This is a genomic window from Nesterenkonia sp. Act20, assembly GCF_019173455.1.
Classification (GTDB): domain Bacteria; phylum Actinomycetota; class Actinomycetes; order Actinomycetales; family Micrococcaceae; genus Nesterenkonia.
In genome coordinates this window covers 2029959-2044942 of record NZ_JADPQH010000001.1, presented here as the reverse complement: position 1 = coordinate 2044942, position 14984 = coordinate 2029959, and the positions used below count along the sequence as shown (strand labels likewise).

Annotated in this window: 11 protein-coding genes; 5 read left to right on the top strand and 6 right to left on the bottom strand. The window is 67.6% G+C overall.

Annotated features, from left to right (window positions below; genetic code table 11):
* Positions 1–43: 43 nt before the first annotated feature.
* From IY716_RS09430 to IY716_RS09415, 4 genes are read right to left on the bottom strand one after another with little or no spacing between them, the layout of a single operon-like run.
* Positions 44–1912 carry an ABC transporter ATP-binding protein gene (locus tag IY716_RS09430; RefSeq protein ID WP_218221264.1) on the bottom strand — a complete coding sequence of 623 codons (1869 nt, stop codon included), beginning with the start codon at positions 1910–1912 and terminating at the stop codon, positions 44–46.
* Positions 1905–3788, bottom strand: coding sequence for an ABC transporter ATP-binding protein (locus IY716_RS09425; protein ID WP_218221263.1), 1884 nt, complete (start codon positions 3786–3788; stop codon positions 1905–1907). Before IY716_RS09425 ends, IY716_RS09430 begins: the two co-directional genes overlap by 8 nt.
* Before the next feature lie 12 nt (positions 3789–3800).
* Positions 3801–4694, bottom strand: coding sequence for a metallophosphoesterase (locus IY716_RS09420; protein WP_369699655.1), 894 nt, complete (start codon positions 4692–4694; stop codon positions 3801–3803).
* A gap of 23 nt (positions 4695–4717) precedes the next feature.
* Positions 4718–6916 (bottom strand): transglycosylase domain-containing protein, encoded by a 2199-nt coding sequence (locus IY716_RS09415; RefSeq protein ID WP_218221262.1) that lies wholly within the window; start codon positions 6914–6916, stop codon positions 4718–4720.
* Positions 6917–7045: 129 nt separating this feature from the next.
* Here IY716_RS09415 and IY716_RS09410 point away from each other — a divergent pair, with 129 nt between their 5' ends.
* From IY716_RS09410 to IY716_RS09400, 3 genes are read left to right on the top strand one after another with little or no spacing between them, the layout of a single operon-like run.
* Positions 7046–7213 carry a hypothetical protein gene (locus IY716_RS09410; protein WP_166645872.1) on the top strand — a complete coding sequence of 56 codons (168 nt, stop codon included), beginning with the start codon at positions 7046–7048 and terminating at the stop codon, positions 7211–7213.
* 12 nt (positions 7214–7225) lie between these two features.
* Positions 7226–7699, top strand: coding sequence for a RidA family protein (locus tag IY716_RS09405; protein WP_218221261.1), 474 nt, complete (start codon positions 7226–7228; stop codon positions 7697–7699).
* Positions 7689–9014, top strand: coding sequence for a hypothetical protein (locus IY716_RS09400; RefSeq protein WP_255316488.1), 1326 nt, complete (start codon positions 7689–7691; stop codon positions 9012–9014). The genes IY716_RS09405 and IY716_RS09400 overlap by 11 nt, the downstream gene beginning before the upstream one ends.
* A gap of 92 nt (positions 9015–9106) precedes the next feature.
* On the opposite strand, the gene IY716_RS09395 is transcribed toward IY716_RS09400, so the two are convergent.
* Positions 9107–9784 (bottom strand): Crp/Fnr family transcriptional regulator, encoded by a 678-nt coding sequence (locus IY716_RS09395; protein WP_218221260.1) that lies wholly within the window; start codon positions 9782–9784, stop codon positions 9107–9109.
* 211 nt (positions 9785–9995) lie between these two features.
* Here IY716_RS09395 and IY716_RS09390 point away from each other — a divergent pair, with 211 nt between their 5' ends.
* Entirely contained in the window at positions 9996–11171 is a 1176-nt protein-coding gene (locus IY716_RS09390; RefSeq protein ID WP_218221259.1) for a MarP family serine protease, read from the top strand.
* Between the two features lie 163 nt (positions 11172–11334).
* Here the strand turns inward: IY716_RS09390 and purD are convergent, their stop codons facing one another.
* A complete protein-coding gene (gene purD, locus IY716_RS09385) occupies positions 11335–13641 on the bottom strand; it encodes a phosphoribosylamine--glycine ligase (RefSeq protein WP_218221258.1) in 2307 nt (768 codons plus the stop codon).
* A gap of 99 nt (positions 13642–13740) precedes the next feature.
* Between purD and IY716_RS09380 the strand changes: the two genes are divergently transcribed.
* The gene (locus IY716_RS09380; RefSeq protein WP_218221257.1) at positions 13741–14823 is read left to right on the top strand and encodes an asparaginase; all 1083 of its coding nucleotides are present in this window, start codon (positions 13741–13743) and stop codon (positions 14821–14823) included.
* Positions 14824–14984: the final 161 nt, after the last annotated feature.

Below are 14984 nucleotides of genomic sequence, written 5' to 3'. Positions count from 1 at the left end.
TCGACCAGTCGCCGGCGTCGCCCGAGGCTGCTCAGGCTCGTGCTCAGGCTCCCATCGAGGTCTGCCATGCTGCATGAAGCTTGGCGTAGTACCCGCCGGCCTCGGCCAGCTCCGCCGGGGCTCCGTCCTCCACCACGCGGCCGTCGTCGATGACCAGGACGCGGTCAGCGATGGCCACAGTGGAGAGCCGGTGAGCGATGATCAGCGCGGTGCGGTTGCCCAGCAGCCGCTCGAGGCCCTGCTGGACCAGCGCCTCGCTCGGAAGATCCAGCGAAGAGGTGGCCTCATCCAGGATCAGCACCGCCGGATCTGCGAGGAAAGCCCGCGCGAAGGAGATCAGCTGCCGCTGCCCCGCCGAGAGCCGGCCGCCGCGCTTGGCCACATCGGTGGCGTAGCCCTCCGGCAGCTCCATGATCAGCTCGTGACAGCCCACTGCCTTCGCCGCCGCGATGATCTCCGTCTCGGCAGCGTCCGGGCGGCCCAGGGCGATGTTGCTGCGGATCGTGCCGGAGAAGAGGAATGCCTCCTGGGTCACCATGGCCACATGACGGTGATGATCCGCCACAGCGAGCTCACGCAGGTCGACGCCGTCGAGCCTCACCGCACCGGTGCTCACGTCATAGAAGCGGGCGAGCAGCTTCGCGAGCGTGGATTTCCCAGCCCCGGTCCTGCCCACCACGGCCACGGTCTGACCGGCCGGGATATGCAGGTCCAGCTCGTGGAGCACCACCGGGCCGGCGTCGGAGTAGCGGAAGGAGGCCCGGTCGAACTGAAGGTCACCGGCGGCGTTCTTCAGGCGCACCGGGCTGCTGGCTTCGGTGACCGAGGGGCTCTCCTCGAGGAGTCCCGAGACCTTCTCCAGCGCGGCGGTGGCGGATTGCAGCGAGTTGTAGAACATCGCGATCATGTCCAGCGGCTGGAACACGCGCTTGGTGGCGAGCACCAGGGCGACCAGGACACCGATGCCCAGGTCCCCTTCGAGGACGCGGTACCCGCCCCAGAGCAGCACGGCGGTGACGGTGAGGTTGCCGATGAGCATCAGCGAGGGCTGCAGCACCCCGAACAGCGAGATCGAGCGGATCATGTCGTCGCGATAGATCGCCGCAAGTCGGCGGTACTGACGTGAGCGGGAATCCTCGCGACGGAACGCCTGTACGGCGCGGATGCCGGTCATGGACTCCACAAAGTGCACGATCATCTTCGCGGAGGAGACCCGGGTCCGGCGGTACGCGACCTCCGAGTTCTGCTGATACCAGCGCGCCATCACGGCGATCGGGATGAGCGCGGCGAAGAGCACCAGCCCGGAGTGCCAGTCCATGATCCAGATCGTCACACCGGTGAAGAACATGAACATCACGCCCTGGACCAGTGAGTTCACGCCGCCGTCGAGCAGTTCGCGCAGCGACTCCAGGTCCGAGGTCTGCCGAGAGATGACCTTTCCGGAGGTGTAGTCCTCGTGGAAGTCCAGGCTCAGCGCCTGGGTCTTGCGGAAGACCTCCCCGCGGAGGGTGAAGAGCATCTCCTGGGAGGCTTCGGCGGTCATCCTGGTGTAGTGGAAGATCAGAATGCCGGCGGTCACCGCGCAGGCGATATAGGCACTGCCCGGCAGCCACATGCCCGAGCTGCGCCCCTCGGTCATGCGCGGCAGGCCCCAGTCGATGGCCCAGGCCACGATCAGCGGAATCGACGCCTGTGCTGCCTGGGCAATCACGACGAAGATCGCGGTGAGCAGCAGCTTGCGCCGCACCCCGACGGAGAGCTGGACCAGCAGCCGCCAGGAGCGACGACGGATGAAGCCGCGCTCCTCGCGGTCGAGTTCGATCTGTTCCTCACCGGCCGTGCCGCGCAGGTGGGCGAAGCGGTCGCCCGTCTCGCCGCTCCCTGAAGCGTCTACTGCGTGCGTCTCACTCATAGCTGAGCACCTCCTCCGCGCTGACCGGGCGCACGCTGGCGCTCATGACCTCGCGATACTCCGGGCTGCGTTCCAGCAGCTCGGAATGCGTGCCGACCTCGGTGACGCGTCCATGCTCGAGCAGCGCCACGCGGTCCGCCAGCGCCACGGTGGAGGGTCGGTGGGCCACGATGAGCGTGGTCGTTCCCTGCAGCGCCTCGCGCAGGCGCAGGGTCACTGCTTCCTCGGTGCGCACATCCAGCGCGGAGAGGGGATCATCGAGCAGCAGCACCGACGGTGAGGCGGCGATCGCGCGGGCCAGCGCGAGACGCTGCCGCTGACCACCGGAGAGGCTCAGCCCTTCCTCTCCGACGGGAGTGTCCACACCCTGGGGCAGGCCTTCGACGAACTCGGCGTCGGCAATCCTCAGTGCGCGGTACATCGCCTGCTCGAGGTCCTCCTCCGCCGGGGCAGCCGTCCGAGAAGGGTTCTGCGGGTCATCGGCGTCGCGCAGGTGGGAGGTGCCGAGCAGCACATTGGACTTCACCGAGGTGGAGAACAGGATCGGGTCTTCGAAGGCGATGCCGATGCGGGAGCGCAGATCCGCCAGCGCGAAGTCCCGGACGTCCACGCCGTCGATCAGGATCGCTCCCCCGGTGACCTCATAGAGCCGCGGAATCAGGTTCATCAGGGTGGAGGTCCCTCCGCCGGTGGCCGAGACCAGCGCCATGGTCTCCCCCGGCTCGACGCGCAGGCTGACCCCGTCGATCAGGTCCCGCTCGCCGTCCTTGGCATCGGGATAGCGGAAGTGCACGTCCGCCAGTTCGAGCACGCCATGCTCCTCGGCGGTCTTCGCGGTGGCCGGCGAGGTGATCTCGGTGTCGGTGTCCATGACATCGGCGTGCCGGTCGATCGCCGTCTTGGCAGTGAAGGTCATCCCGAGCATCATGCCGACACCCTCGATGGGACCCTTGAGCACGGCAGCGGTGGCGAAGAAGGCCGCCAGCGCTCCCACACCGACCCCGGTGCTCTCCTCGTTCGCTACCTGCCAGAGTCCGATCAGCAGGCACAGCCCCAGGATGCCCTCGGGAAGGATGACCATGGCCATGAGGAACTTGGCCAGCGTCCGCGCCTTGGAGACCTCGAGGTCGCGCAGCTCATCGGCCTCTTGGGTGAAGCCCTCCAGGGCATAGTCGCCGCGACCGAAGGCCTTGAGCACCCGGATGCCGTGCACCGACTCCTCCACCTTGGTGGCGACGTCACCGGCCTGGTCCTGCGAGGCGCGGGAGAAGTGGACGAACTTCTGCCGGAACTTCGGGCCGATGACCATGATCGGCAAGGCGGCGCCGAGGAAGACCACTGCCAGCAGCGGGGAGAGTGTGGCCATCAGCGTGAAGCCCACGATCAGGCTCACCACCGAGGTGATCAGCATCAGCGAGCCGAAGGCGAACCAGCGGCGCAGCAGGTTCAGGTCCGCGATGGCGCGCGACTGCAGCTGGCCGGCGCCCCAGGCGGAGTGGAAGGAGGCGGAGAGGTCCTGAAGCTTGTCGAAGAGCCGGGTGCGCATGGATGTCTCGGCGTCGGAGGCCGGCGGAATGACGAAGAAGCGGCGCAGGTACACCAGACCGGCCTCCAGCACCCCGAGGGCCAGGATCACCCCACTGGCGCTCCACACGGCGCTGACCTGGGCGCCGTCGTCGAGCAGGGAGTTGACCAGGGTCTGCAGAACCTGCGGAATGGTCAGGGCGACGACGCCGGCCGCGATGGCTGCGATCAGACCCAGAGTCCAGCGGAGCTTCAGTCCCCCGAGATAGGGGCCCAGCCGCGCGAGGGCCTGCCACAGGGTACGACGACGCCCGGAAGCCTCAGTGCCCTGGGCATCAGATTCTCGTTGCATCAGGCAACTAACCTACTCCGTGTCGCGGTGAACTTCCAACAGTGTGGCCTCGGGTGGGCAGAAGAGGCGCACCGGCGCGGTGGCGCTGGTGCCGATTCCCGCGGAGACATGCAGCGGCACCCGTCGACCGGGCTGGCCGGTACCTTCACTCGGCGGTTCTGCCGAGGCGGGCAGACTGATGCTGCTGAGCCCCTTGGCCTGTGACCGGGGCAGATCACAGTTGGTGACCAGCGCGCGGCCTCCAGGCAGGCAGACCTGGCCGCCGTGGGTATGACCGGCAAGGACCAGGTCGGCTCCGGTCTGCGCGAAGGTGTCGAGCACCGATCGCACCGGCGCGTGGGCGACCCCGATGCGCAGCGGGGACTCGGACCCGGGGCTTCCGGGCCGTGTTCCAGGAGCGGCGCCCGGCCAGCCCTGAAACTCATCGCGACCGATGTGCGGATCATCCACGCCGCTGAAGTCCAGAGCATGTCCGCCGACGTCGAGCTGCGCGGTGTGGTTGCTGAGATTGCGCCAGCCCGTCCCCTCGAAGGCGGCGAAGAGCCGCCGCCAATCCAGCTCCTCGGGCTCCTCGCCCAGCTTCGAGGGGCCGCTGAGGTAGCGCAGCGGGTTCTTCCACTTCGGGGCGTAGTAGTCGTTGGACCCCGGGACGAACACTCCAGGGAACTGCAGCAGCGGCCTGAGGGCGTCGAGGACCTCATCGACGGCCTTGGGATGCGAGAGGTTGTCCCCGGTGTTGACCACGAGATCGGGCTTCAGCTCGGCCAGGGACTGCAACCAGTCGAACTTCCTGCGTTGACCTGGGATGTAGTGGATGTCAGAGATATGCAGAATGCGCAGTCCGGCCCCGCTGCGCAGGGGCAGAGAAAAGTGGCGGAGCGTGAAGTCGTTGACCCCAAGCCCCACCACCTTCAGCTGCGCGTTGACGCTCAGTCGTCGTCTCCGTCATTGTCGTTCGAGTTGATGGCCTCGTCGTCGTCGGGAAGCTCTCCACCGTCGCTGTAGCGGCTGCGGTCGCGCCGGTCATCGAACGGAGAATCCTCGGCCTCACGGAAGTCGGAGGTGTCGTAATCGCCACCGACCTGCTCCATGTAGTCCAGCCACATGGGGGCCGCGAGGGTGGAGCCGTAGAAGTCGTCATAGTACTGACCGTTGATCGTGGTCTCCCGGTAACCGTCTCGGTTGCCCTCGGGGTTGCCGATCCAGGCCACGGTGGAGACGCCGGAGGAGTAGCCGACGAACCAGGTGTGGACTGCGTCGTCCGAGGTGCCCGTCTTGCCCGCCATCGGGAACGGTGGGTCACCTGCGGCGACGGTGCCCTCGGCGATGTTGATGGTGATGTCGTTGACCTGCGCCACGATCTCTTCGTCGATCGCCTGCTCGCAGTTCTCCTCGGGCACGTCGTACTCATTGCCGTGGGTGTCGGTGACCTCGAGCAGGGCACGCGGCTCGCAGAAGTTGCCGTCATCCGCCAGGGCTGCGTAGGCGGCCGCCTGGGTCAGTGGGGCCACACTGTCGGTGCCCAGCACGAACGAGGGGTTCTGCGGGGAGAGCCCCTGTTCCGGGTCGCTGGCGAGGTGAATCCCGAGCCGGTCGGTGACATCGGTGATCGCACAGAGGTCCATCTCAGTGACCGTGGCCAGCGTCGCGGTGTTGACCGAGAAGTACACGCCGTAGTCGATGGTCATGCGACGATTCGAGTCCTCCTCGACGTTCTCGACGTTCCACGGCTCTTCAGTAGTCGTGTAGCCCCGCTCCAGGCAGCTGGCCTCCCAGCGCTGGGTGTCCGCCCATTCATCGGGAGAGGCGTCCACCACATCTTCCGTGGAGCCACCCTCCTCAAGGTAGGCGGCGACGACGAAGGGCTTCAGCGAGGAGCCCGGCTGGAAGCCCTGGCCGCCGCCGACATCAGAATCGACGTTGTAGTTGATCGTCGTGTTCCCGGTTCCGTCCTCGGGGGTGAAGTTTCGGTTCTGCGCCATCGCCAGAATGTTGCCGGTCCCCGGCTCCACGGAGGAGATCGCCGCACCCGCGCCCGAGCCGTCATCGGAGGGGACGGTCGAATCCACCTCTTCCTGGGCCGCCTGCTGGGCGTCGGGATCCAGCGTGGTGGTGATGCTCAGGCCGCCACGGTTCAGCAGCTGCTCCCGGGCCTCCTCGTCGGGTCCGAAGGTATCGCTGGCGAGGATCTCGCGGCGGACGTAATCGCAGAAGTACGGGCCCATGCTGGCGGAGATGCAACCCGTCTCCTCAGGGTTGGTCTGCTCCACACCGAGATCCTCGGCGATGGCCTCGTCGTATTCCTGCTGGGAGATGGTGCCTTGATCCAACATCGCACCGAGCACCACGTCGCGCCGGGCCTTGGACTCTTCGGGATTGACAGCGGGGTTGTACCCGTTCGGGGACTGCACCATGCCGGCGAGCACCGCCGACTGGGCGATGCTCAGCTCTGAGGCGGGGATGCCCCAGTAGAACTGCGCCGCGGCCTCCACACCGTAGTTGCGGCCGCCGAGCAGCACGATGTTCAGGTAACCCTCGAGGATCTCCTCCTTGGTCATCTCCTGTTCGACGGCGACTGCGAGCTTCATCTCACGCAGCTTGTCGGCGTAGGTCTTCTCACCGGTGCCGGAGATGGTCAGGCGCCCCTCGCCGGTGAGCACCACGGCATTGATGAGCATGTTGTTCACGTACTGCTGGGTGATGGTCGAGGCACCCTGCTGGGAATCCGAGGTGAGGTTGTTCACCAGTGCGCGGGTGACACCGCGGGGATCGACACCGCCGTGCTCGTAGAAGCGTTCATCTTCGATCGCGAGGATCGCGTCCACCATGTTCGGTGAGATCTCATCCATCGTGACGGGCTGACGGTTCTCCGCGTAGAACGTCGCGATCTCCGTGGTGCCATCAGAGGCGTAGATGTGTGAGGGCACGCTCAGCGGCTCCTCATCCAGCTCCGCAGGGATGTCTGCGAGCAGGTCCGTGCCGGTGGCGGCCGCGGCCCCTCCGGAGGCTGCCAGCGGGAAGATCAGACCCGCCGCCAGCAGACCACACAGGGCGCTCACGCCGAGGAAGGACATGATTTTCCCGACGGTGGTGGCCGTGTCAAAGAGGGGGGATTTACGTGACGCCATGGGCTTCATCTTACCGTTAAGGACAAAGCGGCTCGGGCAGGCGCATCGGCTGCGCTCCGATCGCGCTGTGATGCCTGTGGAACGGCGAGATCTCTTCGGCGCGGGACAGCCGTCGGATAGTCTGAACAGATGAGCGCTTCAGAGACCCAATGGGAATATGCCACGATTCCGCTGATCATCCACAACACCAAGGGCATCTTGGACCAGTGGGGCGAGGATGGCTGGGAACTCGTCACCGTCCTCCCCGGCCCCGAGGGCAATGCCCCGGTCGCCTACCTCAAGCGGCCGCGGAACTGAGCGAGGCTTCGTATGACGCAGCAGCTCTCCGCCGTTGAATCACGCCTGGCCGAGCTCGGTCTGAGCGTGCCCGACGTGGTTCCGCCCGTCGCCTCCTACCAGCCTGCGGTGATCGTCGACGGCGTGGTCTACGTGTCCGGCCAGCTGCCCTTCGTCGACGGCGCGCTGCCGCTGACCGGCAAGGTCGGAGCCGAAGTGACCGAGGAGCAGGCCTATGAGCTTGCCCGCCAGTGCGCCCTGAACGCGATCGGCGCGCTGAAATCCGCCGTGGGTGATCTGGATCGGATCACGCGCATTGCCAAGGTCGGTGGATTCGTCGCCTCCGCACCGACGTTCACCGGCCAGCCGAAGGTGATCAACGGCGCCTCAGATCTGCTGGGCCAGGCCTTCGGAGAAGCGGGGCAGCACGCCCGCAGCGCCGTGGGCGTGCCGGTCCTTCCGCTGGACACTCCCGTGGAAGTCGATCTCATCGCCCATGTCCGCTGAGGCCATGGGCCCGACGGATCGACGCTGGGCCGAGAACGAGCGCCGCTGGGCCGAGGTGGGGTTCGTCCCGGTGATCGTCGGCGGCGATGCCGGCGCCTACGGGGCAGCTCGTGCATTCCACGAGGCCTACGGCATCAGCTCCGTGGTGCTCTCCAAACATCAGATGTGGATGATCCGGCATTCGAAGATCATCGAGCACCTGGAGGTGGAGAACGGCACCGTGATGGAGCATGTCCGCACCGGACTTGCTGCTCCGCAGATCTCCCGGCTCCGGGGGCAGGGCATCCGAATCCTGCTGCTGGGAGCGATCGACTCCACCGTCGAGGCGATCATCGAGCTCAAGGAGACTCACCCAGAGGACCTGGGCGACGACGTCGTCGTGCCCTATGTGGACAGCGTCCGCTTCGAAGCGGGCACCGTGAAGGACAACTTCACCGCGCTGGCGCAGCGCCTCGGGGTCGATCATCCGGTGACCCGCGTCGTGGATTTCAGCCAGGATCTGGGGCCGCAGCTTCCGCTGGATCTGAGCTTCCCCGTCTGGGCGAAGCCTGCGGATGTGACCGCCTGGTACTGGACCGAGTTCCAGGGCAAGCACAAGGTCCATCGGGTCGAGACCGCTGAGGATCTCGATGAGCTCTTCGGCAAGATCCATGCGGCCGGCTATCGGGCGAGCTTCGTGGTCCAGGAGGAGGTCCCCGGTGACGATCAGAACATGCGGGTGCTGACCTGCTACTGCGATCAGGACTCTGTGATCCGCTTCGCCTCGTGGGGCGAGACGGTGCTGGAGGACCACTCCCCCGCAGCACTGGGCAACCCGTCGGTCATCCTGAGCGGGCAGTACTCCACGGCCGTGGATCAGGCGCAGCTGCTGCTCGCCGAGCTCGGCTGGGTGGGCTACGCCAACTTCGACCTCAAATACGACCCCCGCGACGGCAAGACGAAGTTCTTCGAGCTAAACCCGCGGTTGGGCCGCTCGAACTACTACATCACCGGTGCCGGGAACAATCCGGTGGAGTACTACGTGCGCGACTGGATCCGCGGTGAGCTCTCCGGGCGCGGTGAGACCTCGCGGGTGGAGGACCAGGCCGAGACCGTCTACACGGTGCTGCCCCGCTGGCTCACGGCGCGCTATGTCTCGGATCCGGCGCGTCGGCGTCGCCTTCGCAAGATCATGAGCTCTGGTGGGACGCGCAACCCGTTCTTCTACGCCAAGGACCGTGATCCTCGGCGACTGGCCCTGCTGGTGGCGGCGCAGGCCTCCACGGTGCGGAAGTTCCTGCGCTTCTACCCGCCCTCGCGGGTCACTGGGGAGTAGCTTCGGGATCGGAGAAAGCCCCGCCAGACAGAGGAAGAGCGCCCGACTCAGGTCGGGCGCTCTTCCTTTTGCGTCTGCTGGGCAGACCCTGCTCAGCGGGAGCGCTGGCGAATGCGCTGGATGTCCAGAATGACGACGGCGCGCGCCTCCAGGCGCAGCCAGCCGCGCTGGACGAACTCGGCCAGCGCCTTGTTGACGGTCTCGCGGGACGCGCCGACCAGCTGGGCGAGCTCTTCCTGCGTGAGCTCGTGGGCCACGAGCACACCGTCCGGAGCCGGACGCCCGAAGCGATCCGCGAGGTCCAGCAGCGCCTTCGCCACACGACCGGGGACATCCGAGAAGACCAGGTCGGCCAGGGACTCGTTCGTGCGGGTCAGCCGCTTGGCCAGCGCCTGAAGCAGCTGGACGGAGACCTCGGGGTTGGTGTTGATGACCGAGCGCAGGCTGTCGTGGCGCAAGCCCGCCAGGCGCGTCTCGGAGACCGCGGTGCCGGTCGCTGTGCGCGGCGCCGGGTTGAACAGTGCCATCTCGCCGAAGATCTCGCCGGGGCCGAGCACTGCCAGCAGGTTCTCGCGACCGTCCGGCGTCGTGCGTCCGAGCTTGATCTTCCCGGAGATGATGAAGTAGAGCTGATCGCCCTGGTCGCCCTCGTGGAAGACGGAGGATCCGCGGGAGAGGTCCACCTCGGTGAGCTCTTTGATCAGAGCGGAGAAGACGTCGTCGTCGAGCGTGGCGAACAGCGGTGCGCGACGCAGTACTTCAAGATCCATGGGCGATCCGTTCTTCCTGGATGTGTGTGAGACAACAGATTCTCGTTGATTAGAAGTTACCAGTTCGCCCCGACCTGCGGAAACGTTCCGCAGGCGGCGAACGATTCTATGTCATTCTTGTGGAGCCGTTTCACGCGACCGCGAACCGCACGATCGCGCCCATAGGTGGCGGCGCCACTCACCAGCATGAGCCATAAGGAGCGCCCTGCCCATGGGAATCACCGTACTCGACGTGATCTTGGTGCTTGTGCTCATCGGATTCCTGATCGGCGGGCTGCGCAAGGGCGTCTGGGCGACCCTCGGCGGCGTCTTCGGCTTCCTCGTGGGCGCCACCGCGGCCTTCTTCGCGATCCCTCTGGTGGCCTCCTGGGTGGCGGACCCGCTCTGGCGGGTGATCGCGGTGCTCGTGGCCGCCGTCGTCCTGGTGGCAGCGGGGCATGGGCTGGGCTCCGCCGCCGGGGCGGAGATTCAACGAATGTTCAACTCGCGGGCAGTCCGCGGGCTGAGTTCGCTGGTCGGCGGAGTGCTCAACCTCGTCGTCGCCGTGTTCGTGATCGCCCTGCTGTCCTTCTCGGTCTCCGCGATGGGCTTCCCCGCGGTGAACCAGGCGATGAACCAGTCCACCGTGCTGCAGACCATCAACTCCTCCGTGCCGGACCGGGCTGAGTCCTGGTTCGCCCAGGTGCGTTCGGCGGTGCTGGAGTCCGACATCCCCGAGATCGCCCAACTGGTGCCGCAGCCGGCCGAGCTGCCGGAAGACCTGGACCTCAACGACGCCGCACAGACCTCCGCGGCCTCGGTGGGACGGATCATCGGGGTGGCCGAGCAGTGCGGACAGTCCCAGTCCGGCTCCGGCTTCGCCGTCTCCCCCACCCGAGTGGTGACCAACGCGCACGTCGTCGCCGGCGTCGCGGAGCCCTCGGTGGAGATGCCCGACGGCGAGGTGGTCACCGGGCGCGCCGTCTACTTCGATCCCTCCAACGATCTGGCCCTTCTCGCCGTGGATCCGCTGCAGGCCGCGCCGTTGAGCGTCGGGGACGGCCTCGGGATCGGCGACTCCGCCTACGTGATGGGCTATCCGGCCGGCGGCCCGTTCTCCGCGGGACCCGCCGTCGTCCAGGCGCGCGACGTCTCCCAGGTCAACAACATCTACGGCAGCTCCCCCTCAGAGATGGAGATCTTCCAGCTCAACGCCGATGTCCGGCAGGGCAACTCCGGCGGCCCGCTGATCGATCAGGCCGGCGACGTGGCAGGCGTGGTGTTCGCCCGCGCCGTGGAGGGAAGCAACGTGGGCTTCGCGATCACCGCCGCCCAGGCCGGCGATGTGCTGACCGACCCGGAGCGCTACACCGAGACGGTCTCCACCGGCCAGTGCGTGGACGGCTGAACGCGCCCCGAGTCGCGATTGGCTCCCCACTCCCGCGAGCGCGATTGGCTCCCCGCTCCCGCGAGCGCGATTATCGTAGAGCTTTCGCGAAATCGTAGGGCTATAGCTCTACGATTCGCTACAGCCCTACGATAATTTCCCGGGGCGGAGAGGGGCGGGGCGGTCAGAGGAGCAGCTCGGTCCCGGTGAGACGTTCGTACGCCTCCAGGTAGCGCGCACGGGTGGCGGTGACGACCTCCTCGGGCAGCTCCGGGGGTTCCTGCGCGGAGCCGCGATCCCAGCCGGACTCAGCCGAGGTCAGCCAGTCCCGGACGAACTGCTTGTCGAAGGAGGGCTGGGACTTGCCGGGCTCCCAGGTCTCGGCCGGCCAGAACCGCGAGGAGTCCGGGGTCAGCACCTCATCGGCCACGGTGAGCGTCCCGTTGGGATCGAAGCCGAACTCCAGCTTCGTGTCCGCCAGGATCACCCCCGCCTCACGGCAGGTCGCCTCCGCCAGGGTGTAGATGCGCAGCGTGGCCTCACGCAGGCGCATCGCCAGATCGACCCCCACCGTCTCGGTGAGCGTCTCGAAGCTGATGTTCTCGTCGTGATCGCCCTGCTCGGCCTTGGAGGAGGGCGTGAAGATCGGTTCCTCGAGCGCTGAACCGTCCTGGAGTCCCTCCGGCAGCAGCAGTCCGGTCACCGTGCCGGACTCCCGGTACTCAGCGAGGCCGGAACCGGTCAGGTAGCCACGGGCGATGCACTCGGCCTCCACCATCTCCAGCCGCCGGCAGATCATCGCGCGGCCGGCCACCTCCTCCGGAACGTCGACCGAGACCACGTGATGCGAGATCCCCGCCGCCTCGAGCTGGTCGAACCACCACAGGCTCAGCTGGGTCAGGATGATGCCCTTGTCCGGAATGGGCGTGGAGAGGACATGGTCATAGGCGCTGATCCGGTCGCTGGCGACCATCAGGACCACGTCCTGGCCCTCCCAGCTCGACCCGGGCGCGGGCGCGTAGAGATCGCGCACCTTGCCCGAGGACAGGTGCACCCAGCCAGCGGGGTGTTCCGCGGGCGGATCCTCGCTGCTGGGCGGCAGCTCGGTGCTGCGCACGCCCTGCTCGGTCAGCGAGACGTCCTCGGTCCGCCGCGAAGCACCCCCGCCGCCCGGCTCACTCCGGCGGTCCAGCAGGATCTCTCCGGCGAGCGCCTTCGCGGCGATGTCGCTGCGGTGCTGCTCGCCCTCCCAGGAGATCTCCGCGACCCCCGCGTAGGCGCGGTCCACGGCCTCGCGCAGCGAATCTCCGGTGCCGACGACGGCGAGCACGCGCCCTCCGGCGGTGACCAGCTGGCCCTGGTCGTCCCGAGCGGTGCCGGCATGCAACACGGCCACACCCTCGAGCGACTCGGCCTGCTCGAGTCCGCTGATCACATCCCCACGTCGCGGAGCCTCCGGGTAGTCCTCCGCGGCGAGCACGACGCTGGCCGCGCTGCCCTGCGCCCATTCGAGCCTGCGGTCCGGGCCCAGTGAGCCGGTGGCGCAGTCCAGCAGCAGCTGGCCCAGCGGAGTGGCGAGGCGTTGCAGCACCGCCTGGGTCTCCGGATCACCGAAGCGGGCGTTGAACTCGATCACCCGCACCCCGCGCGAGGTCACCGCAAGCCCGCAGTAGAGCACTCCCACAAAGGGTGTCCCGCGGCGGGACATCTCGGCCAGCGTGGGCGCGGCCACGGTGTCCAGCACGATCTGCACGAAGTCGCGCTCCACTCCGGCCACGTCGGTCTCGGTGTAGCCGTCGAGCCATTCCAGCGGGGTGTACGCGCCCATCCCGCCGGTGTTGGGGCCGGCGTCGTCGTCGGCGATGCGCTTGAAGTCCTGGGCTGGGGAGAGCGGGACCATGTTCTCCCCGTCGGAGAGCACGAACAGGGAGACCTCGGGTCCGTCGAGGAACTCCTCGATCACCACGGAGCCGCCGGCGTCGAAGCAGGCCTCGGCGTGGGCGAGCGCGGCGGCGCTGTCCTCGGTGACCACGACCCCTTTTCCGGCCGCCAGCCCGTCATCCTTGATCACATACGGCGGGCCGAAGCGGTCCATCGCCTCCTCCGCCGCGGGGAGCTCGCTGGCATGCACCGCCTGCGCAGTGGGCACGCCCGCGGCCTCCATGACCTCCTTGGCGAAGGACTTGGAGGCCTCCAGCCGGGACGCCTCGGCCGAGGGACCGAAGACCGGAACCCCCATGTCACGCACGGCGTCGGCCACACCTGCTGCCAGCGGCGCCTCGGGTCCGATGATCACCAGATCAAAGCGCCCGACGACGGCGAGCGCCGCAACGGCCGCCCCGTCCTGGGCATGGAGGTTGTGGCAGGTCACGTCCTGCGCGATCCCCGCGTTGCCTGGGGCTGCCTCGACGGTGGTGACTGCCTCATCACGCAGCAGTGCTCGGACAATGGCGTGCTCGCGGCCTCCGGGGCCGACTACAAGTACCTTCACGCCGCTCAGCCTATCGAACGGGTCAGCAGATGGACCGTGCGGCGGCCAGGTTCGGAACGGCTCCCCAGAAGACAGGCTCCGGCTCCGTAGACTGGACGCATGGATCACGTGCGCCGCTCGGCCGAAGCCCCCTCCGCTCTGCACTCCTCGGAATTCAGCGCGGGCGACTCCCCCGAACTGGCCACCGCAGCCGTGGAGGAGTCGGTGGAGCTTGCAGTGGTGACCCGAGCCGGCGTCGTCGAATCGCGCCATATCGGCTCTGCCGTGGTGGTGGGCCCCGACGGGCAGGTGCTGGAGTCCATCGGCGCTCCGCATCGGCTGATGTTCCCTCGCTCCACGCTCAAGCCGTTCCAGGCGATCGCCTCGCTGCGCTCCGGCGCGCTGATCTCTCCCGAGGCGGTGGCCCTGGCATGTGGCTCCCATGTGGGGTCGCGCAGGCATCAGGAGCTGGCCGCGAGCGTGCTGGAGGCCGAGGGCCTCGATGAGTCTGCGATGAAATGCCCCACCGCCTGGCCCGCCCGTACGCAGGATCTTCGGATCCACCTGGAGGCGGGCAAGAGCGAGACCCGGCTGGCGTTCAACTGCTCCGGCAAGCATGCCGCCTTCCTCGCGGCCTCACGCACCAATGGGTGGCGGCTGGCCACCTACCTCGAACGTTCCCACCCGCTGCAGCAGGTGATCATGGACGTGATCACCGAATACTGCGGCGAGGAGCCTGCGGTGGTCGGCGTGGACGGCTGCGGTGCACCGGCACCCGCGCTCTCGCTGACCGGGCTGGCTCGCGGCTTCTCCACCCTGGCGGCCTCCACCTCCCGGCGCGACGCCGAGGTGCATGCCTTCACCGTGAACCAGGCGATGCTGGACTACCCCTGGGCCGTCCACGGACAGGGAGAGGCCAACACCCTCGTGCTTGAAGAGTTGGGTCTGACGGCGAAGCTCGGTGCCGAGGGCGTGCTCGTCATCGGGGCCCCGGATGGCACGGCGGTGGCGGTGAAGGTGCTCGACGGCTCCTCCCGGGCCACGAATCTGGTCGCGCTGAGCCTGCTGGCGGCCCGGGGGATCATCGATGTGGACACCCTGGGACCGGTGCTGCACAAGATCGTCAAACCCATCACCGGTGGCGCCGCCGGGGAACAGGTCGGCAGCATCCGCCTCGCCCCCGCCCTGCTCGACCGGCTCTGAGCTGCGCCACTGTGACGCCAGCACCTAGCGGTGTATTTATTCCTCACATCGGCCAGTTTCGCCAGGTGATGAACAACCCCCGCATTCGCGCCTCCGAGCTTGTGGCGGGGCGCTCCGGGTCATAGCGTCGAGAGTGCTCGCCGATTCGGCGGGCAGGTCAC